This is a genomic window from candidate division WOR-3 bacterium (assembly GCA_039802205.1).
Classification (GTDB): domain Bacteria; phylum Hydrothermota; class Tepidihabitantia; order SM23-42; family JAOAFX01; genus JAOAFX01.
In genome coordinates this window covers 1-20,903 of the sequence record JBDRWD010000050.1, presented here as the reverse complement: position 1 = coordinate 20,903, position 20,903 = coordinate 1, and the positions used below count along the sequence as shown (strand labels likewise).

Genomic DNA, 20,903 nt, shown 5'->3' with positions numbered 1-20,903 from the left:
TTTGATATAGTTTTGTTGGTTTAACCATATTTGCTCCTTTAAGTAATAATAAAATAATCTTAAAGGAGCAAGGGGACATTTTTGCTTTGAAGTTAACGAGACCAAAAATTGTTTAAAAATCAAGGTACCTCCTTTCTGATTCAATTCTGAGCGTGGTTTGAGCCACGCCTGGGGACATTTTACCTTTGAAGTTAAAGGTGACATTTTCGCTTTGAAACGACACCCGCCCCATTTTTTCTTGACAAATAGAGGAAAATGGATACAATTTCAGTATACTATGGTGGACTGGAAACAGATGCGTATCGCAATTTTTATCACACCCTTGCTCTACTTTTTTGCAGTTGCAAATGCCGATAATTATGATTGGTCGCTTAAGACGTTTTTTGAGTCAAAGTGCACTTCTGTTATCCCCTCGGACTATGAAGGTGACGGGGTAGATGAGATACTTGAGTGCCATAAATACTTTGTATTGGTGCGCGACCAGCACGGCTTTATCTCAAAACAATTCACCGCGCACCCCAACCATTGGATTATTCCACTTGGTTTTTTCCGCCTCAGTGATACCACCCATTCCAGTCTATTTGTATCAGACAAAAGTTGTGATACGGTATTCATAATGAGTACCTATGACGATAAAAAATGTGTTGCCTTTGTAGGAAAGGATATAAATAGGGCTGGTTTTGAAGGTTATGATGGCGAAATCATTAGTGCAACCAGTGCGGATTTAAATAATGATGGATTTAATGAGATTGTTTGTATTGTCGGAGCAGGATTTGACCTTTATCCCAGGGGAATCTTTGTATATGATTATAAAAATAATAAAGAACTTTGGCACTACTGGATTGGTGGTGTCCCTTTATGGAATAATAATCTCTTCTGTGTAGATATAAATGGTGATGGGAAAAAAGAGATTTTCTTTGGAACAGCAAGGACCTCTAATGGTGCAGTGGCAAATGGCGTTGATGACTTCCATCCCTGGGTGATTGCTTTAAATTGCGAAGGGAAGTTATTATGGAAAAAACAATTGGCTCAAGATATCAGGGATGCAATAATCTATGTTGGTGACATTTACAAGAATAATAAATGGAAGGTGATTGTCTGTGAAAGCGATTGCTCCCCGGAATCTGATTATACTAATCAAATTATGATTTTGAATGCTGAAAATGGTGAGTTAGAGCGTTATTTGCAGACCGGCAAGGCATTTTTAGGGAGCACGGTCTGTGACCTCAATCGGGATGGAAGGATAGACATTATTACTGGAAATTCTGATGGTGTTTTAAGGGTGATGAATGATAGTTTACGGGTAATAAGGGAGCGTGCCCTTGATCTTCCAATTACTGTTTGGCATGCCGCCGACTTTGATGCCAATGGCACCAGGGAAATTTTTCTTTCAACCAGTGACAGAAGATTATTATTACTTGATGAAAATCTAAATACATTATTTGACTTAAAAAATTTTGCCAGCCAAATTGTCCATTGTTTTCTATTAAAGAATAAGAAATCATTTAATATATTAGCTGCTGGTCCCTATTTTAATGTTGAACGCCCCTATTCAATTTACCAGGTAGAGAAAAAAATTAAATTAAAAAGCATTCCGATCTTATTTTTTATCCACACAGGAATTATTGGTTTACTTTCTATCTCCCTGATTGTATCACTCTATTCGGGAATCCGCTATAAAAGAAGGATTCATAATATTATCAATGAATCACCATTTGGGATAATCATATTGAATAATAGAAACAAAATTACCTTTCTAAACCATAATACCAAAAAACTCATCAGTGAGGATGAAAGTAAGATTTATGAATTTCTGCAATCAAAAGAAGTAAATGAAGCAATAGTATCTCAAGATAAATCAATGACCGTGGACTCGGAATATAATAAAAGGAATCTCCGAATCCGCATTGTATCAGTAGCAAAAGAAAAGATAATAATCATCACCGATAGAACGGATGAAGTGTATACAAAAGAATTATTCTCCTGGGCGGGTCTTGCCCAGCGCCTTGCCCATGAGATTAAAAATCCTTTATCTACTATCAATCTTACGCTTCAGCGGATGTATCAAATCTGCCGGGAAAAATTCGGGAAAAAGGCAGGGATTATTGATAATTATGCAAAATCGGTCTTAGAAGAAGTAGAAAGATTGAGAAAAGTCACGGACCGTTTTATGCGGGTGCTGTCAATTGAAAAACCGATATTTACTCATGTTGATATTAACAGTTTGATAAACGAAACTGTGGCTAAATATGAAAAGACATTGCCCGAAGAAATTAGGATAAAAAAATCTCTAACCCCCAATCTACCACTTATAAAATGCGATGAAAACCAGATTAGCACTGCGTTGTCGAATTTAATTGAGAATGCAATTGAGTCAATGGAGGGAAAAGGTGTTTTAAACTTGCGAACGGGCATTATTGAAAAGGTTGAAGATGAACCGATAAAGATAAAGAGGTATGTAGAGATTCGTATTGAGGATACGGGAAAAGGTATGTCTGACGAACAAATCAAAAATCTTTTCAAACCATTTTATACTACCAAAAAGAATGGAACAGGACTCGGCTTGGTCATAACCCAGAAAATCATTGAAGTCCACCGGGGTAAGATTGAAATATCAAGTAAGATTGGCGTCGGAACTATAATAACCGTTCTTTTGCCTGTTGATTAAAATAGGAGAAGCATTTGATAAACTCGGAAAAACAGAAATATAAAATCCTGATAATAGATGATGAAACAAAGATTTGTGAGATTCTCAAAGATATTCTTGAAAACGAAGGTTATATAGCTGATTTTGCCACCAATGGCACAGATGGTTTGAGAAAAATTCAAAAAGATCAGATTGATTTAGTATTGTTGGATGTAAAATTGCCTGATATAGATGGCTTGAATCTTTTAAAAAAGATTAAAGATTTTGACCCCGATATTTCGGTTATAATGATTTCGGCATTTGGAACGATATCAACCGCGGTTGAAGCAGTAAAGAATGGTGCCGAGGATTTTATTGAAAAACCTCTGGAGGTAAATCGTATCCTCACGACGATTAAAAATGTCCGGGAAAAGATTGAATTAAAAAGGCAGAGCGTAGGATTAAAGTCAGAAATCTTGAAGGAATACCGAATAATCGGTGAATCAGAGGGGATAAAAAGAGTATTGAACTTGATTGAGAAAGCTGCACCAACCAATACCACGGTCTTAATTTTGGGAGAAACCGGCACCGGTAAAGACCTCGTTGCTCATAATATCCATCTAAAGAGCCCGAGGGCAGGTAAATCGTTCATAAAAGTGAATTGTGCTGCCCTGCCCAAAGAATTGATTGAGAGTGAATTATTCGGTTATGAAAAAGGCGCATTTACTGGCGCCTTTCGGCGCAAATACGGGCAATTTGAGCTTGCCAATAATGGCACAATATTCCTCAATGAAATCGGTGATATGAGCCTGTCAACTCAGGCAAAGGTCTTAAGTGCGATTGAAGATAAAGAGATTGTGAGGCTGGGGGGAACCGAACGGATCAAGATTGATGTCCGCATTATTGCCGCTACTAATCAGAATTTAATAAAACTCGTAAAAGAAAAGCAGTTTCGCGAAGATTTGTATCATCGTTTAAATGTTTTAACAATTTATATACCTCCATTGCGCGAGAGATTGGAAGATATCCCATTGCTCGCCGAGCATTTTCTTAAAAATGCCTGCATTGAGAATAATCGTCCAATCAAAGCAATAACCAAGAATGCATATCAATATCTAAAATTATATCACTGGCCTGGTAATGTGCGGGAGTTAAAATATTTGATGGAAAAATTGGCTATTTTAGTCGCCAAGACCGAATTGAATACGGATGACATTGCACCGATTCTTGAAGAAGTAAAAAAAGATACAAAAGTCCAATATAACATTGATGTAGCAAAGGAGGAATTGGAGAGAAACTATATTTTGCAAGCATTACGACAAGCAGGTGGACATATGGGAAAAGCAGCAGAAATTTTAGGCATTGACCGTTCTACATTATTTAGAAAGATAAAGAAACTCGGGATCAAGATTTAGATTTATTCTCTGTGGTTTTGGGGATTTTTAAGACAAGGGTGAGGGAGGTTATATTATCTTTAGCAATTCTTCTGGTGTTCTTATCAACTTTTTTGCTCCAGCATCCATAAGCTCTTCGGCAGTTCTAAATCCCCACAGAGCACCTACCGGATACATTCCGGCCGCAATTGCAGTCTTCATATCAATACCTGAATCACCAAGATAAATGACCTGGGCGGGTCTAAGTGCCATAATTCGGGCAATGTGGAGAGCACCATCAGGTGCAGGTTTCTTTGGGAAATTAGGACTCTCGCCGATTACTGCTGTAAATGTAATATCAGGAAAGAATCTTTTAATAAAAAGTTTAGTAAATTCATCCGGTTTATTAGAATGGACCGCCATTTTTATGTTTTTTGTTTGTAAATTTTTGAGCAAGTTGGATATACCTGGGTAAGGTTTTGTATTCTTGTACCAGTTTTTCTGATATTCAGATTTCATTAATTTCACACATTCTGCAATTAATTCTGATGTATGATTTTTCTTGGGAATGACTTTTTCACATAATGCCTTCATCCCTTCCCCTACAAAATAATAATAATCTTCAGTTTTATAAATTGGAAAACTCAATTTTTTTAAAACTTCATTCATTGAATCGGCAATATCCCTTATTGTATCAAGAAGGGTACCATCTAAATCAAATATGACTGCTCTGAATACCATAAAATCAAGAAGTCATTTACTACATGTAGATAAGAAGAAACGGCAAGTCTGAAACTCAATCCAGTAAAAAACTATGCATTATGTAATATCAAAATCCCCCTAAATTCCCTTTGCAAAAGGGGAATAAAGGGGGATTTATTCACATTATCAGACTTAATCTATCCCTAAAGACCAGTGAATAAGCACTCTCAGCCTGATTTATTTTCTTACTTCGATCGGGGTATAGGAATAAATACAGTTTATGTTCTCACCTCTTATCAAATCATAACCCTCAACAATGAATTTAATCGTTCCTCTTCCATAGTAGTCGTTATTAGCGCCATCTGCATCATCAAGGTCATCAGCAATCCCTTCGTCAACTATAATGGAAACTGTATAACTATGTTCTTTCCCACCCGCAATCTCAATCGGCGGTACATAAGACTCGGAACGGCTTGCCACCTGTGAACCATCTATGTCAAAGAATTGCCAGCGGAGCGATGTTATTGCAACATCTTTTTTTGCCTTTTCTTTCAAAGTAATGGTTAAATCCTGAGATGCCGAACCACTACCCCAAGGATTCCAACCGGGATTGCCTGGTCCGGTGTCGGTGTCAGGGACATGAAAAGTTACAAGGCTGGTATCGGTATTGATTTCTACTACCCCTACATCTTCATACCACGCTACCGGTTCTTTTACACAACCTATCAACATCCATCCTAAAAGAACAACGAAACACATTATATATTTATGCATGAAACCTCCTAGTCATTAAAAGTTTAATTAAAATTGCACAAAAGTCAAGAATTTTTATACCTGAGTCCTCTCCGCTTTTTGTCAAATTATTTTTATGCGCGCTGGATTATTAGCGGTAGCCGCACCTTCAGGGTGCGAAATACCCTAAGATTTAAAACATTTATCCGCAGGCTAAAGCCTGCGCCTACCATTTTACCGGTTACCACCCGAGGACTTCAGGTTGGCATTTTTTATTTATACAAGGCGAAAGTCTTGCCCTACAAAAATATCGAACGCTAAATTATTGATTACCCTTACAAATCTTGCTCATGAGTTTTATCGTCTCTTTATAAAAGAGAAACTCAGTTTTTATACCCAATCTGCCGCTGCTTCTTATAGAAAGCTTTCCTTAGTTCCAATAACCCTTTAGAAATTCCATAAAGACTCGTACATTAATTCCCCATTAGCCAAAGAAATTTTTTTCTATTGCCAATTATCAATTTTTGAATAGAATAAAATTATAGGAGATCTATGGACTTGGCAGTGATTACTAAAGCGATAATCCATTTTGAGGAAGAAAAAATCAAAGAATTGGTCAATGAATTTTTAGCCTACGGAGTAAGCCCCTTTGAAATCCTGGAACAGGGATTAATACCGGGGATGAAAGAAGTCGGTAGATTATTTGAAGTGAAGGAATACTACGTTCCTGAAGTCCTTTTGGCTTCCGAGACTTTTTATGCTGGTTTCAATATAATAAAACCTTTGCTTGCTGAAACAAAAATGAAAAAAAGGGGTAAAATTGTCATTGGCGTCGTTCAGGGTGACATTCATGATATTGGTAAAAATATTGTGAAGGTGATGCTGGAGGCGAATGGGTATGAAGTTATTGACTTAGGAAAGGATGTAGCTAACGAAAGATTTATTGAGGTCGTGTCTCTGGAATCTCCCCAGGTCCTTGCCTTATCTTCTCTGATGACTACCACCATGGTCCAGATGGAGACGGTCATCAAATTATTGATCAAAAAAAAGTTGCGGAAAGGAATAAAGGTAATTGTGGGCGGGGCACCAGTTACCCAGGATTATGCGGATAAAATCGGCGCTGATGGCTATGCCGAAGATGCAATCGGGGCCACGAAACTCGTTGACCAACTTTTAAGGCTTGATGAGTAGCCCACCATATGGTTGTTCAAAAATAAGCGAAGTTATTGATAGAAGAAGAAAACTGGCAGTCTTCCCCATGGTCTGTGCTGACCATTGTGCCTATCTCCAGAAAAAGGCATTTAAAGATGTGGCGACCGATGGCGCAAAATTAGCGGAAGTACTTAATTACGGATATCAATTATACAAATATGATATGGTGCTCGTTTTTTCCGATCCTTATGTTGAAGCTGAGGCGATGGGCTGTGAGCTGGAGTATTCCCCCTATCCTCATATAAAAAGGGTGGGGATTAAGCCTACCAATGATCGGCGGCAAGAGATAATTAGAGCTGCCGAGATACTCAAAAGGAAGGTACCAGTTCCTGTCTTTGTTTCGATCAAAGGACCTTTTACCCTCGCAGGTTTTATTTCCGGGATAGAAAATTTTTTAAAATGGCTCATCCGTAATCCGCAGAAAACATATACTGCGCTCCAAAAAGCGCTCCAATTCCAATTAGATTACCTTCAAGGGTTATTAAAAATTCCAGTCAACATTCTCATCGGTGACCCCCTGGCATCATCAAGTATAATCTCAGCGGATTTCTTTGAAAAATTTGTCTGGGCTCCGCTCCGGGTTTTAATCACTGAGATAAAAAAGAAAGGAGTGCTGGTAGGCGTTCATATCTGCGGGAATGTTCGACCCATCGTCAATCTCCTCGACCAGCTTAATGCGGATATTCTGAGTATTGAAGATATCACTTTAAAAACCAAAACCTTGAAGATGGGGGGTGTTTCAACAATTACCCTACTCCGAGGGACAAATTCAGCAATCCAAAAAGAAATTGAGTCTGCAATAAATCTCGAGCGCTTGATTCTTTCCACATCATGTGATGTTCCCGTAAACACACCGGTCGAAAATATCAAGGCAATGATTGAATTTGCCCGTTCTTATGAGCACTAAATCACCAACTTTATTAACGCTACTCCAGAAGCAGGGGATATTTATTGATGCAGCCTGCGGTGGCAGAGGACGATGTGGACGATGCCGGGTATTGATAAAAGGCGTTTCCAAACCACCGGATGATATTGAAAAAGTCTTAATTCCAGCGCCATTGATAAAAAAGGGTTATCGCCTTGCCTGCCGGTATCAAACAGATAAAATACCTCAATCCTTAAAACTCCCTGTCCCCAAAATTAGAAGATACAAAAGAAGGCGTGATCTCGGAATGGCAATTGATATCGGAACCACGGTACTAAAGGGTGCAGTTGTGGACCTGGAAAAAGGAAGCATTTTAAAGGTCGCGAAGACCTATAACCCCCAGCAGGCCTTCGGAGGCGATGTGATATCCAGGGTGGATTTTGCCAACAATGGTAATTATGAGTTGTTAAGAAGAAGTCTCCAGAGGGGTATCGATGCCTTAAAGATAAATCTTGGGCACTCCAATCCTAATTTCACAGTGATCGTAGGTAATCCAGTGATGATCTCTTTCTACTTGGGAAAGTCAGTGAAAAATTTTGGGCAATTCCCCTTTGAAGGGGAGATTAGAAAGGGGATATATTTAAAAAATCCACCTGGTTATATCTTCGGATGTATTGGTGGTTTCGTCGGCGGTGATACACTCGCTGGCTTGTTTGCCAGTGGATTACTCGATAGAGAAAAACCGGCACTTTATATCGACCTGGGCACGAACGGTGAAATCGCCCTGGTTATGGAGAAAAGAATCTATGTCATATCAACTGCGGCCGGACCTGCGTTTGAAGGTGTTGGATTATCGAGCGGGGTGCTTGCAATACCAGGTGCGATTGACCGAGTTGTTTATTATAAGAATGGCTTTAAGATATCAACGATTGGGAATAAAAAACCAAAGGGATTTTGTGCCTCTGGTTATATCGATCTCATAGCCCAGTTATTAAAATGCGGGCTCCTTTCCGAATACGGAAAGTTAACGAAAGAGTTAGAAATTGCTGGGTTCAAAATAACCCGTTTGGACATAAGAAAACTCCAGTTAGCGATTGGTGCCATTCATACCGGCGTAAAATTCTTGATTGACTATGCTGGAATCACATCCGGAGAAATAAAAAATGCTGTGATCACTGGTGAATTCGGCGCCCATTTAACCCTAGATGCTTTAAAACAGGTGGGGATGGTTCCAACAACTCTGGAAAATCTCCAGATGGAAAAAGACCTACCCCTGCGCGGTGCGGTAAAACTGTTATTAAATGAAATCACTCCCGAAGAAACAGAAACAGTGAGAGAAATAGCGGTACATCTGGAATTGGCACTCCAGAAAGATTTTCAGAGAAGATTTCTCGAAGGTTTGTTTTTAAAACCATGGAACTGATCGGCTATACCTGTTCTTATATTCCTCTGGAAATTTTATCCGCTACCGGGCTAAAACCCTACCGCCTCCTTCACGGAGAGATTTCTCTATCCCAAAAAGGTGAAACCCAAGTCCGTATTGATGCCTGCCCGTTGATAAAATCAAACCTTGGCTTTCTTTTGGAAAATAAAAATAGATTTGCCTGTATCATCGGCGCCACGGGTTGCGATATGTCACGCCGAATGGTAGAAGTAGTAAAAACCTTCACCGATATTCCGGTTTATATTTTTAATAATCCGCGCACTGATAACTTTGAAATTTACAGTAATGAGGTGGATGGACTGGTGAACGAACTGGAACAGTTCTTCCATAGGCGGCTGGATAAAAGTATCATTGAAAAAGAATGTGAAAAATGGGAAAAAATCCGTCAGCACTTGATATCCATAGATGCACACCGCCGCACTCATCCCTCCGCTCTCTCCACCACGACTTTCCACAAGATTGTCAAAGGATATCACCAGGGAAAATTTGAAGAAATCGCCAAGGGGGTTCCCGAAGAGATATCATATAAACCCAGAATTTATTTACTGGGAAGCCCAATTTCCTATGAATCGGGGCCACTTTTGGAATTGATTGAACAGCGTCTTCGGATATGTGGCGATTTTAATTGTGGATTATCACGCGGGATTTATATAAGGGTAACTGAAAAAAGCGTAACAGGATTAAAGAAGGCATATTTTAATCAGCCTCCTTGCATATTTAAAAGACCGAACAAAAGGTATTACGAATGGGTAGAAAAAGATATCAAAGCCACCAAGAGCACCGGCATCATTGCCTTTGTCCTTGATTATTGTGATAATTTTGATTTTGAAATTCCTCAAATGGAAAGATGCCTTCCGCTGCCGATTCTGAGATTAAAAAGTGATTTCTCCTTCCAGAATATAAGCCAGATAAAGATACGCATTGATGCCTTCATTGATGTCCTCGCATCCTTGCGCGGGGGGGTGGTATGAAAAAAATCCGCACGCACGCACCAAGAAAAATTGGCCTTGCTGCCTGGTCAAAACAATTTGATAAAATTGCTGAGGAGACAATCCGGAAATACAAATACTACAATAACGATGAATGGGGCATTTACTTCTCACCCCCTGCCACCTTCATGGTCTATGGACTGCGCGAATTGAAGCGCTTGAAATTTGACAACTCGTTGGAAGCCCTCCGGATGTGGGGGTTTGTTTTTAACGAAACCGAACGATTGTTCCGTGCAAAACAGATAAATAAAAAACTTATCGCCACGATGGGTGACCTGGGGACGGTGCCTGTTCTGGTGATGGCTTTTCCAGATTGTATCCCCTTTTATCCAGAATGTTTATGGTGGACACCATTTTTCAAAGAATCCACTGAACTATTGGATACGGCGAGCAAATTAGGTATTCCAGAAGCAACCTGCTTCTCCCGGGCCGTGGCAGCAGCATTTTATAAAAAAGCCTATTTCCCCAGGCCCGATTTAATAATTGCCTCGACCGGTGCCTCGTGTGATGACTATTCCTGCGTAATGCAGGTGGTAGAGAATATGGGGTATGAAATCTTTTGGGTTGAGACCCCCTGTCGTAAATCGCCCGATTTTTTCCTTAGCCGACCCAAACCTCAGATTCTGGAAAAATCATCTGCCGGATTGGTTTATTCAAAAATCCTTGAGGAATATTTGATAAAAGAATATCAACGCATCTGGCAGGTACTATTCAAACTCACCGGAGTGAATAATCCCCACCGCCTTACAGAAACAATAAAAAAAGTGAATACCTTGCGGCGGATGGTCATGGAGATAAAAAAATTGAATGCCGAAGCAGAAGTGGCTCCTCTTCCTGCTCTGGAATTGATGACGATTGAGTTCGGTAATCTCTACGGCTATGCGGACTTTGATGAATGGGTAGAGATTGTGGCTGCGCTCCATCAACTGGTGCAAAAGCGGGTGGAAAAGGGGCTCGGCGTATTACCCAAAGACGCCCTGCCCATTGCCTGGGTAACCCCGAGTGCCGATCCCTTTTTATTAAATCTTGTTGAGGATCTCGGCTGTCGGGTGGTCGCCACTGAATATGTAATAAACCAATCTCTCGTTCCGATTGAAGAAAACATTGAGCCATTACGGGCTTTGGCACGTTCGTTTATCAACGCCTCACTCATCGGCACTACCGAGGAGCGGGTGAAAAATATTAAAGAAAAAATTACCCAACGGCAGATTAAAGGAGTGCTGATAACTAATATGTTAGGTGCTTCGCACTGTGCGATGGAGACACGTCTCATTGAAAGACTGCTCGGTGATGTTCCAGTATTAGCGATTGATATTCCCGCACCTTTCGGCATCACCCAACAGATAAGGACAAGAATTGAAGCATTTGTTGAGACACTGCGATGAAAGATATTCTCACTCCCCGGGAACGATTTGGCATGCTGGTGATTGACGAAAGACCGGACCGCTGTCCGGTGATACCATTGATCACATCTCATGCAGCAACGATTGCCGGTATTAAATTAAAAAAATATTATACCAACGGAGAAAAGATGGCTAAGGCACAGATAATTGCCCTAGAATTATATCAACACGATGCCATCTCCATATTTTCCGAAGTAGGAATAATCGCTGAGGCGATGGGGTCTGAATTTCAGTATCCCGATAATGACCTGCCGATTTTGAAAAAACCCGCCTTGGTAAATCCGCTTGTGGATAAAATAGTAATTCCAAATCCGAAAAAATCCGCAAGGTTACCGGTGTACCTGGAGGCGATTAAGTATGCCTACAAGGCGATTGGGGATATCGTTCCAATTCTCGCCTACATACCTGCCCCCTTTACCACTGCCATGCATCTGTTACCTCCCGAAAGATTTCTAATTGATATTTTAAAAAAACCTGAAGAGATAAAGACTTTACTTGATGTCGTTCTGGAGGTGACAATAAAATTCTGTTTTGAGGTGATTAATGCGGGCGCCTTACCGATCATCGTCGACCCACTCGCATCGGGCAGTGTCATCAGTCCTGCGGTTTATAAAGAAATAGCTTTAATCTATGAAAAAAGACTGGTTGACTACCTCCACCGCTTTGATTTTGATGTCATTCTCCACATCTGTGGTGATACTTCTCCCTATATTGAAACCATTCCCCAGACCAATGCCGATTTGATAAGTCTGGACCGAGTCAATATGCTGAAGGCAATGGAGAAACTTGCTCATAAAATGCGGTTGATCGGAAATTTTGATACATCGGCACTCTTATTCTCCACTCCTGAGGAGATCTACAAAACTGCAAGCTTAATGGTAGAACAATTGAAATCTGCACGTAAAGGTTATATTATCGCTACGGGGTGTGAGGTCCCGATAAAGGCACCCCGAGAGAATGTCTCTGCATTAATCAAAGCCGGAAAGGAGAAAGGATGGTACTGGGTTTAGATATTGGTTCAATGTATACAAAAGGAGTGTTATTTGAAGGGAAGATAATAAAAAAGATGGTAATCAAAACTGCCTTCAAACCCAGAGAAGCCATCGATGAGGTAAAAAATAGTCTGCAAGGATTTGATAAAATTGTTGCAACCGGTTACGGCAGGGAACTCGTTAGTGATGCTTATAAAATCGTGACCGAGGTTTCGGCTTTTGCCCGGGGCGCAGCCTATTTCAATCCTGAGGTTAAAACTGTCATTGATATTGGCGGTCAGGATAGCAAAATAATAAAAGTGAAGAACGGTCGGGTGGTGAAGTTTGTTATGAACGATCGGTGTGCTGCTGGAACTGGGAATTTTATTGAGAAGATTGCCCAGGCGTTGAATCTCTCTTTAGAAGAGTTTGGTACCCGGGCATTAAAATCCGCACGACCGGAGACGATTGATTCACTCTGTGTAGTAATGGCGGAAACCGAAATTTTAAGTCTGGTTCAGGAGGGCAAAAGACTTGAAGATATTATCTTTGGTGTCTGTGATGCGGTAATCCGAAGGATAGATGGAATTGCCGCCACAATTGGGATAGAAGAACCTGTATTGCTTTGTGGTGGTGGAGCATTAAATCCCGGGCTGGTCCGGGCATTGAAACGCTATTATCCAGCCACGATCGTGCCCGATGAACCACAGTTTGTAGGTGCAATAGGTGCTGCCCTGATCTAACGGCGGATGGATTAATCTCCGCAAAAATCACTTGACAAAGTTAAAATTTTTGGTAAACTGAATAAGGAAGTTTTTTGCACGCATAAAATATTTTTAAAAAATTTAAGTTGTAGAAAAATTTGTTTTTTAATTTAATAATCTATCCTGAAAGGAGGTGTGATGCGGGAAGAAATCATTGCTGAACTTTCCGGCTGCGAACCAGCAGTGATTGGAAAAAAAGAAGTTATTCAAAGGATTTTTTTGCAAGCCCTGGAAGGGTATGATGTGCGAGACATTTTAACTACCGAATTTTCACCGTATGGTTTGACAATCGTGGCAGTCTTAGGGAAATCCCATGCTGTTTTACATACCTTCCCTGAAGAAGGAAGGGTTTCGGTGGATGCCTACACCTGCAGTGGCTACAATATCATTGTGGAAAGATTGGTGGAGTTATTACACCCAAAAGATATAAGTGCGATAAGAATTGCACGTGACCGGGGTTTGGAAGTGGTGAGCGAGGATATCTTTAAGGTCTCATTTCTTCCGGGGCTGGAAGTTGTGTATCGCCCGAAAAAAGTGCTGGCAAGCATTAAGAGCAATCACCAGAAAATTGATATCATAGAGCATGAAAAGTTTGGGAAGATGCTGTTTTTGGATGGTGCTGCACAAGTAGCCGAGAGTGATATTGAAATTTATAATGACGAAATGGTACGGGACCTTCAGATTGCAGGCGAAAAGTGCACAGTTCTGGGAGGCGGCGATGGTTTTCTTGCCCGCCGATTGCTGAATATGGGTGCGCAGGAAGTGATCTGTGTAGAGATAGATAAACAAGTGGCAGATCTATGCCGGGAATGGTTCGGGGTGGGCAATGCCGTGCCAGCAAAGTGGATATATGAAGATGCCTTCAATGTTGATGAACAGATCTTCAAAGACCGCCATGTCTTTTTAGACTTCACCGATATTCCGCTGGGTCATGACGCCCGGACCTTATTTTGGAAGTTGCTCAACAAAGTTGCTGTGTGCAAGAGTGTTACCGTCTATGCCGGAAATATTCTGGATAGCGAAATTGAAAAACTGATCTGTGAAGAACTCCAGAAAAATGCGCTCGCCGTGAAGGTTTGGCACCGGTATATAATAAGTTTTATGGCAATCTGCCGTTTTATAAGAGGAACAAGGATTAACTGAAAAAATTTAAACCTTTTTTTCTATTGTTATCTAATGAATGGTGCCGGTTTATTGACTTTTCACAAAAAAAGAGTAAAATTAAAAGTTAAGGAGGTTTGATGGGTAAGATTAGGGTTGCGATCATCGGTGTGGGCAATTGCGCATCAAGTTTGGTCCAGGGTGTTTATTATTATCGGAATGCCCGCGAGGATGAGTTTATCCCGGGAATTATGCATACCCGGCTTGGTGGTTACCATATTGGTGATATTGAATTTTCCCTGGGAATTGATATTGACAAGAATAAAGTGGGTAAGGACCTGGCAGAGGCAATATATACCAAACCCAACAATACCTATGTCTTCTGCCGGGTGCCGAAATTGAATGTCCCGGTTGTCCGGGGTATGACCCATGATGGACTTGGTTATTATCTCTCCCAGATTATTGAAAAGGCACCCGGTCCAACCGCGGATATTGTCCGGCTGTTAAAAGAAACCAAAACCGATGTCGTGATAAATTTTCTGCCCGTGGGGAGTGAAGAAGCTACAAAATGGTATGTGGAGCAAGTGCTGGCAGCAGGATGTGCTTTTGTTAATTGTATCCCGGTGTTCATTGCCAGTCAAAAATACTGGCAGAAGAGGTTTATTGAAAAAGGGCTACCTGTACTCGGTGATGATATAAAATCCCAAGTGGGCGCCACGATCGTTCATCGCGTTTTAGTGAATCTATTCAATGACCGCGGAGTTAAGTTAGAAAGAACTTCCCAGTTGAATGTAGGAGGTAACACAGATTTTTTGAATATGCTGGAGCGTTCCCGGCTCCAATCCAAAAAGATCTCCAAGACTCAGGCTGTGACCTCCCTTTTAAAGTATGACATCGGCGAGGAAAACGTCTATATCGGTCCTTCGGATTACATCGCCTGGCTTACGGACCGGAAATGGGCATATATGCGGCTGGAAGGGAAAACCTTCGGCGATGTGCCTTTAAACATTGAATTGAAACTTGAGGTCTGGGATTCACCGAATTCCGCGGGTGTGGTGATTGATGCGATTAGGTGTGCAAAATTAGCCCTGGATAATAAATTGAGCGGAGCAATAATTGAACCCTCCAGTTATTTTTTCAAATCCCCGCCTGTCCAATACCCTGATTATATCTGTCGGGAAAAGACCGAAGCCTTTATAAAAAAATACGGCAAAAAGGTTGTAAAGAAACCAGTGGAGAAGAAAAAAACCAAATAATTGATGTCCCGACGCGGTCTTTTTATCACATTTGAAGGGGTTGAAGGTTCAGGGAAGACCACCCAGGCAAAGGCACTCGTGGAGTGGCTTGAAAAACAGGGATTCCCGACTCTCCTGGTGCGGGATCCAGGAACGACCAAGATTGGGGAAAAGATAAGAGAAATCCTGCTCAATCCAGAAAACTCCATCCATCCTAAGTGTGAAGTTTTGCTTTTCCTTGCTGCCCGGAGTCAATTAGTTTATGAAAAGATTCTTCCCGCTCTAATGGAGAGAAAGATGGTAGTCTCTGATAGGTTCTCCGATTCCACCTATGCTTATCAGATATATGGTCGGGATCTACCCGAACGGTTGATCACCATCTTCAATCGCTTTGCGAGTGCTGGGTTGAAACCCGACCTGACATTTCTGGTAGACATCGATATACCTGAAGGATGGGCAAGGGGAAAAAATACCGACCGGATGGAAAAAGAATCCCTCTCCTATCACCAGGCTGTGCGGGAAGGTTATTTAAAACTCGCCCATCGAGCAAAGAAAAGAATAAAGGTTCTTGACGGCCGGAAGTCGGTAACAGAGTTACAAGAAGAGGTCATCAATCATGTAAAAAATTTGCTGATACGAAAGGGGTATAAAATATGAAGAAGATATTCATTCCCATTGCACTTCTTGCCGCGGTCTTCGCGGTTTTAGTCGTCCAATGGCTATGGGCAAGACCGGATACCTACACTTCTTTGAGAATTTTTAATAAGATTCTCAAGGATGTAGAAGATAACTATGTGGACGAGGTAAACCCCGATTCTCTCATCCGGGGGGCGATAAACGGGATGTTGAACTCCCTCAAAGACCCCCACACCCAATACCTGACCAAGGAAGAATACGAACAACTACGGGTAACAACCGAGGGAGAGTTCGGTGGGATCGGTGCCCAGATTGGTAGTCGGGAAGATAAAATCGTTGTAATATCACCCATTGAAGGGACACCCGCTTATCGGGCTGGGCTTCTTCCAGGCGACCATATCCTCATGGTCGATAGCATTCCTACGAAAGGGAAGAGCGTAGACATGGTGGTAAAACAAATCCGGGGCACACCGGGTACTAAGGTCTTGTTGACCATTCAGCGCGAAGGCATACCCGAACCCTTCAATATTGAAATCACCCGAGCGGTAATCAAGATTGAAGCTGTTCCTTATTACGGAATGGTCACCGAAGAGATTGGCTATATCTATCTATCCAATTTCTCGCGGACCGCCGATGCAGAATTCAAAACCGGGCTCGACTCCTTGTTTGCCTGGGGTGCCAAAAAGATCATTTTTGATTTACGGGGGAACTCCGGAGGGCTTTTACAAGAGGGGATTGCCATCAGCGAATTCTTTTTGTCTCCGAATAAAGATATTGTGACGACCAAAGGTCGGATCGAACCCCCCCGCACTTTTAAGTCCCAGAAGTCTTATCCCTACGGAGAATTTCCGATGATTACACTCGTTGATGGGGGAAGTGCTTCTGCGAGCGAAATCGTTGCCGGTGCACTGCAAGACTGGGATCGGAGTTTAATCATCGGCACCAACACTTTTGGGAAAGGGTCGGTCCAGAATGTGATTCCTCTGGAAGATGGTGGGGCATTGAAGCTCACCACTGCTCGCTGGTATACGCCTTCGGGAAGATGTATAGATAAGCCCTATGCAGGAGAAGAGACTACCCAGGTAAGTGCTGCCCGGATTGATTCCAGCAAAAAGAATTTATATATCACCTTGAATCTGAAAAGAAAGGTTTATGGTAACGGCGGGATAACCCCGGATATCATCATAGAGCCGAGAAAATTGACTAAACTTGAAACAGATATCTGGGTTAAGGGCTATTTCTTTGACTTTGCGGTCCATTATACCAGCACCCATAAAAACTTAGAGAAAGATTTTGTTGTTGACGACAAGATGCTTGATTATTTTGCAATTTATCTAAAGGAGAAAAAGAAGATGGATTTTACACCTGCCCAGTTTGATTCTGCGAAAACCGCCATTGCCGAACGGATAAAACAGGAGATCACATTAAACTTGTTCGGGAGGAAAGAGATGCACAGGTATCGGGTGAGTGTGGACCCGTTGGTGAAAAGGGCAGTGGAACTGCTGAAGGAGGTGGAAACTCAAAAGGAACTTTTTCGTCGCGTTAAATGAAGACCTGGATATTCATCCTCTGACACCACGGGCTTTAGGATTGTGGATAGTCTTAGTCTTGTTTACCACTATTTTATTTCTATGGTGGGTGGTAGGTATCCGGCAGAGATCAAAAATTAAAAAAACATAGTCATGTATCGCATAGAAATAAAGAGGAAGAATGATCCACGGGGAAAATTCGTAAAGGAAGATTTTGAAGCCATTGGTTTTAAAGGCATCACCTCCGTGGAAGTTAAAGATGTTTACTACATCTATGATGATATACCCTATCAGGATGTGGTTTACCTTGCCCGTAACCTTTTCTGCGATCCAGTCGTTGAGGAGTTCCGGGTATGCCCAGGCAAGGGTTTTGAGATATTATTCAATCCGGGTGTTACCGACCCTAAAGAAGATAGCATAAAAAAAGCCGCGTTGGATTTGGGAATTACCCTCTCCAATGTCAAGACTGGAACGAATTATATCTTTAAAGGGCGGTTTGACCGGGAAGATTTGAAGCGCAAAGCCAGTTTGTTTCTTTATAATCCATTGATTCAACACATAAGAAGGATCGGCGAAGAGGAATTCAAACCCACGAAGTTGAAATTCACTTGTCTCCGAATCAATCTGGAAACCGACTTAGTGAAATTAAGTCAAGAGATGGGTCTCTCCTTATCTAAAATTGAGATGGAAACTATTAAAAACTATTTTAAAAAATTGAAAAGAGAGCCAACGGATGTTGAACTGGAGACGCTTGCCCAGACTTGGAGTGAGCATTGTCGGCACAAAACCTTTTTGGGTAAAATAAGATTTGGAAATAAAATAATCAATAATCTATTAAAGAATACCATTATGAAGGCGACAAAAGAACTCCGTCATCCCCTCTGTCTTTCGGTTTTCCACGATAATTCAGGCGTGATTGATTTTGATGAAGATTATGGTGTATGTTTTAAAGTAGAAACCCATAACCATCCTTCAGCATTAGAACCTTATGGTGGTGCAGCCACGGGCATCGGTGGTGTGATAAGGGATATCTTGGGAACCGGCCTCGGTGCAAAACCGATAATGAATACCGATGTTTTCTGTTTTGGCAATCCGGATTTAAAGTATCAAGAATTACCGGCAGGGATACTACATCCTAAAAGAATAATAAAAGGGGTCTATCAGGGAGTTCGAGATTACGGAAACCGGATGGGCATTCCCACCACCAGTGGTGCCGTATATTTTGATGATGACTTTTTATACAACCCTTTGGTCTATTGTGGGACGGTCGGCTTGATAAGAAAGGATCGAATAAAGAAAGGGGCAAAACCCGGTGATTTGATATTACTCGTGGGTGGCCGAACTGGCCGGGATGGCATTCATGGTGCTACATTCTCCTCTGCTGAACTCTCCATTGAAGCCGAAAAATCCTGTGTCCAGATTGGTAATCCCATCGTTGAAAAGCGGGTGCTCGATTGTTTGTTAAAGGTAAGTGAATTGGGAATCATCAATTCGGTGACGGATTGTGGAGGAGGAGGGCTCTCCAGTGCTGTGGGTGAGATGGGCAAAAAGATTGGCGCACGCGTTTACCTGGAAAAGGTACCATTGAAATACGAAGGGCTCACGCCCCGGGAGATCTGGATTTCCGAGTCGCAGGAACGGATGATTCTATCCGTCCCCCCCAATAATATTAGAAAGGTAATTAACATCTTTAAGCGTGAAGGGGTGGAAGCCACGGTTATCGGCGAATTCACAAATAATAAAAAGTTGGTCTTATACTACAAAAATGAAAAGGTCTGTGATTTAGATATGAAATTTTTACACGATGGTCTGCCCATGCCCGAGAAGCGTGCTCGAAGAAGACCGACAGTAACAAAAAATCCTCATTTTCTGCCTCCCCGCGACTTGAATTCGACACTCTTGGAAATTGTCGGCAGCCTTAATTGTTGCAGCCGCGAGTGGCTCGTCCGGGAATATGACCACGAAGTCCAGGGGGCGAGTGTTATAAAACCTTTCGTTGGAGTCTATCAGGATGGGCATCAGGACGGAGTGGTTATCAGGCCCCTATTAAATAAAACGAGGGGGATAATCGTCTCCTGTGGGATAAACCCCTCTTATGGAAAGTATGATCCGTATAACATGGCATTATCGGTTATTGATGAGGCATTGAGGAATCTCGTTGCCACAGGCGGTGATATCAAAAAAGCGGCAATGCTTGATAATTTCTGTTTTGCCTCACCGGAAAGAGAAGAAGTGTTGGGGGATATCGTGTTAAGTGCCCAGGGTTGTTATGACGGAGCAAAGGCATTCGGTGTTCCTTTTATATCAGGCAAGGACAGTTTAAATAATGAATACCTGGATACGGAGGGCAAAAGCCATCTCATTCCTCCCACATTATTGATATCCGCGATTGGCATCATTGATGATGTAAGGAAATGTGTTACAATGGACTTAAAGGCACCGGGAAATTTGTTATATCTGGTGGGAATAACTCGCGAGGAACTTGGTGGTTCCGAGTATCTCCGGCATCTCAAACTTCAAGGCGGCAGGGTCCCGGGCGTGAATCTCAAACTTGCACCCCGGATTATGCATAAAATCCATGAGGCAATCATGAATGGACTTGTTCTTTCTTGCCATGACCTATCCGAAGGAGGGCTGGGATTGGCGATCAGTGAAATGGCAATCGCTGGAGATATTGGATGTGCTTTGGACCTTTCCCAAATGAAATTCCAGGGTAAGAATCGACGGGCCGATATTTTACTCTTTTCGGAATCCAATACCCGCTTCCTTGTGGAAGTTCTACCCCAGAATGCCCGGGCATTTGAACGGGTAATGGCACATCTTCCCTTTTCGCCAATCGGCAAGACCTTAGCAGAAAAAAGATTAAAGATTTACCAAGCAAAAAAATTGCTCATTGACCTGTCACTTTCCCAATTAAGGGAACGGTGGAAAAGAAAGATATTATAAAGATCCGCCAGCCATTTGACACACATTTCAATAAATAACTTGTCATCTCCAAAAAAGATTTTTAATTTTCTCGCCAATTTTTTGTGTCGTTTCAAAGCGAAAATGTCACCTTTAACTTCAAAGGTAAAATGTCCCCAGGCGTGGCTCAAACCACGCTCAGAATTGAATCAGAAAGGAGATAGCTTGATTTTTAAACAATTTTTGGTCTCGTTAACTTCAAAGCAAAAATGTCCCCTTGCTCCTTTAAGATTATTTTATTTTACTTAAAGGAGCAAATATGGTTAAACCAACAAAACTATATCAAAAGGCAGGACGTAAAATCATGATCCTGGGCGATGTCAAAAGAGGACTCATCACCCTTAAACACGCCAGCGA

16 protein-coding genes are annotated in these 20,903 nt (G+C 41.6%); 14 read left to right on the top strand and 2 right to left on the bottom strand.

What is annotated here, in order from left to right:
- The first annotated feature begins 295 nt into the window (after positions 1-295).
- Both ABIL39_09530 and ABIL39_09525 read left to right on the top strand, forming a co-directional pair.
- Positions 296-2,668: an ATP-binding protein gene (locus tag ABIL39_09530; GenBank protein MEO0166363.1), complete on the top strand. Its 2,373-nt coding sequence runs from the start codon at positions 296-298 to the stop codon at positions 2,666-2,668.
- Positions 2,669-2,682: 14 nt separating this feature from the next.
- Positions 2,683-4,041: a sigma-54 dependent transcriptional regulator gene (locus ABIL39_09525; protein MEO0166362.1), complete on the top strand. Its 1,359-nt coding sequence runs from the start codon at positions 2,683-2,685 to the stop codon at positions 4,039-4,041.
- A 48-nt stretch (positions 4,042-4,089) separates the two neighbouring features.
- Here ABIL39_09525 and ABIL39_09520 read toward each other — a convergent pair whose 3' ends face one another.
- Together ABIL39_09520 and ABIL39_09515 are read right to left on the bottom strand one after the other, a co-directional pair.
- Complete coding sequence (locus tag ABIL39_09520) at positions 4,090-4,740, bottom strand: HAD family hydrolase (GenBank protein ID MEO0166361.1); 651 nt, start codon at positions 4,738-4,740, stop codon at positions 4,090-4,092.
- A gap of 198 nt (positions 4,741-4,938) precedes the next feature.
- A complete protein-coding gene (locus ABIL39_09515; protein MEO0166360.1) occupies positions 4,939-5,475 on the bottom strand; it encodes a hypothetical protein in 537 nt (178 codons plus the stop codon).
- Positions 5,476-5,985: 510 nt separating this feature from the next.
- Between ABIL39_09515 and ABIL39_09510 the strand changes: the two genes are divergently transcribed.
- From ABIL39_09510 to purL, 12 genes are all read left to right on the top strand, one after another.
- Positions 5,986-6,624 carry a corrinoid protein gene (locus ABIL39_09510; protein ID MEO0166359.1) on the top strand — a complete coding sequence of 213 codons (639 nt, stop codon included), beginning with the start codon at positions 5,986-5,988 and terminating at the stop codon, positions 6,622-6,624.
- Positions 6,617-7,552, top strand: coding sequence for a uroporphyrinogen decarboxylase family protein (locus tag ABIL39_09505; protein ID MEO0166358.1), 936 nt, complete (start codon positions 6,617-6,619; stop codon positions 7,550-7,552). Before ABIL39_09510 ends, ABIL39_09505 begins: the two co-directional genes overlap by 8 nt.
- Positions 7,530-8,933 (top strand): ASKHA domain-containing protein, encoded by a 1,404-nt coding sequence (locus ABIL39_09500; protein ID MEO0166357.1) that lies wholly within the window; start codon positions 7,530-7,532, stop codon positions 8,931-8,933. Before ABIL39_09505 ends, ABIL39_09500 begins: the two co-directional genes overlap by 23 nt.
- On the top strand, positions 8,924-9,925 hold the full coding sequence (locus ABIL39_09495; GenBank protein MEO0166356.1) for a 2-hydroxyacyl-CoA dehydratase family protein: 1,002 nt from the start codon (positions 8,924-8,926) through the stop codon (positions 9,923-9,925). Before ABIL39_09500 ends, ABIL39_09495 begins: the two co-directional genes overlap by 10 nt.
- On the top strand, positions 9,922-11,328 hold the full coding sequence (locus ABIL39_09490; GenBank protein MEO0166355.1) for a 2-hydroxyacyl-CoA dehydratase family protein: 1,407 nt from the start codon (positions 9,922-9,924) through the stop codon (positions 11,326-11,328). The genes ABIL39_09495 and ABIL39_09490 overlap by 4 nt, the downstream gene beginning before the upstream one ends.
- The gene (locus ABIL39_09485; protein ID MEO0166354.1) at positions 11,325-12,356 is read left to right on the top strand and encodes a uroporphyrinogen decarboxylase family protein; all 1,032 of its coding nucleotides are present in this window, start codon (positions 11,325-11,327) and stop codon (positions 12,354-12,356) included. The genes ABIL39_09490 and ABIL39_09485 overlap by 4 nt, the downstream gene beginning before the upstream one ends.
- The gene (locus ABIL39_09480) at positions 12,341-13,060 is read left to right on the top strand and encodes an acyl-CoA dehydratase activase (protein ID MEO0166353.1); all 720 of its coding nucleotides are present in this window, start codon (positions 12,341-12,343) and stop codon (positions 13,058-13,060) included. The genes ABIL39_09485 and ABIL39_09480 overlap by 16 nt, the downstream gene beginning before the upstream one ends.
- 159 nt (positions 13,061-13,219) lie before the next feature.
- Positions 13,220-14,224 (top strand): S-adenosylmethionine decarboxylase, encoded by a 1,005-nt coding sequence (locus tag ABIL39_09475; protein MEO0166352.1) that lies wholly within the window; start codon positions 13,220-13,222, stop codon positions 14,222-14,224.
- A gap of 98 nt (positions 14,225-14,322) precedes the next feature.
- Positions 14,323-15,438, top strand: a complete 1,116-nt coding sequence (locus ABIL39_09470; protein MEO0166351.1) for an inositol-3-phosphate synthase — start codon at positions 14,323-14,325, stop codon at positions 15,436-15,438.
- A 3-nt stretch (positions 15,439-15,441) separates the two neighbouring features.
- Positions 15,442-16,074 carry a dTMP kinase gene (gene tmk / locus ABIL39_09465; protein ID MEO0166350.1) on the top strand — a complete coding sequence of 211 codons (633 nt, stop codon included), beginning with the start codon at positions 15,442-15,444 and terminating at the stop codon, positions 16,072-16,074.
- The gene (locus tag ABIL39_09460) at positions 16,071-17,603 is read left to right on the top strand and encodes a S41 family peptidase (GenBank protein ID MEO0166349.1); all 1,533 of its coding nucleotides are present in this window, start codon (positions 16,071-16,073) and stop codon (positions 17,601-17,603) included. The genes tmk and ABIL39_09460 overlap by 4 nt, the downstream gene beginning before the upstream one ends.
- A 132-nt stretch (positions 17,604-17,735) precedes the next feature.
- Positions 17,736-20,528, top strand: a complete 2,793-nt coding sequence (gene purL, locus ABIL39_09455; GenBank protein MEO0166348.1) for a phosphoribosylformylglycinamidine synthase subunit PurL — start codon at positions 17,736-17,738, stop codon at positions 20,526-20,528.
- Positions 20,529-20,903 lie beyond the last annotated feature (375 nt).

What these genes read in the sequence shown, in the direction of transcription:
- ABIL39_09530 (MEO0166363.1), top strand. Translation starts at nt 296, where the DNA reads ATGCGTATCGCAATTTTTATCACACCCTTGCTCTACTTTTTTGCAGTT.
- ABIL39_09520 (MEO0166361.1), bottom strand. Translation starts at nt 4,740, where the DNA reads ATGGTATTCAGAGCAGTCATATTTGATTTAGATGGTACCCTTCTTGAT.
- ABIL39_09515 (MEO0166360.1), bottom strand. Translation starts at nt 5,475, where the DNA reads ATGCATAAATATATAATGTGTTTCGTTGTTCTTTTAGGATGGATGTTG.
- ABIL39_09510 (MEO0166359.1), top strand. Translation starts at nt 5,986, where the DNA reads ATGGACTTGGCAGTGATTACTAAAGCGATAATCCATTTTGAGGAAGAA.
- ABIL39_09505 (MEO0166358.1), top strand. Translation starts at nt 6,617, where the DNA reads ATGAGTAGCCCACCATATGGTTGTTCAAAAATAAGCGAAGTTATTGAT.
- ABIL39_09495 (MEO0166356.1), top strand. Translation starts at nt 8,924, where the DNA reads ATGGAACTGATCGGCTATACCTGTTCTTATATTCCTCTGGAAATTTTA.
- ABIL39_09490 (MEO0166355.1), top strand. Translation starts at nt 9,922, where the DNA reads ATGAAAAAAATCCGCACGCACGCACCAAGAAAAATTGGCCTTGCTGCC.
- ABIL39_09485 (MEO0166354.1), top strand. Translation starts at nt 11,325, where the DNA reads ATGAAAGATATTCTCACTCCCCGGGAACGATTTGGCATGCTGGTGATT.
- ABIL39_09480 (MEO0166353.1), top strand. Translation starts at nt 12,341, where the DNA reads ATGGTACTGGGTTTAGATATTGGTTCAATGTATACAAAAGGAGTGTTA.
- ABIL39_09475 (MEO0166352.1), top strand. Translation starts at nt 13,220, where the DNA reads ATGCGGGAAGAAATCATTGCTGAACTTTCCGGCTGCGAACCAGCAGTG.
- ABIL39_09470 (MEO0166351.1), top strand. Translation starts at nt 14,323, where the DNA reads ATGGGTAAGATTAGGGTTGCGATCATCGGTGTGGGCAATTGCGCATCA.
- tmk (MEO0166350.1), top strand. Translation starts at nt 15,442, where the DNA reads ATGTCCCGACGCGGTCTTTTTATCACATTTGAAGGGGTTGAAGGTTCA.
- ABIL39_09460 (MEO0166349.1), top strand. Translation starts at nt 16,071, where the DNA reads ATGAAGAAGATATTCATTCCCATTGCACTTCTTGCCGCGGTCTTCGCG.
- purL (MEO0166348.1), top strand. Translation starts at nt 17,736, where the DNA reads ATGTATCGCATAGAAATAAAGAGGAAGAATGATCCACGGGGAAAATTC.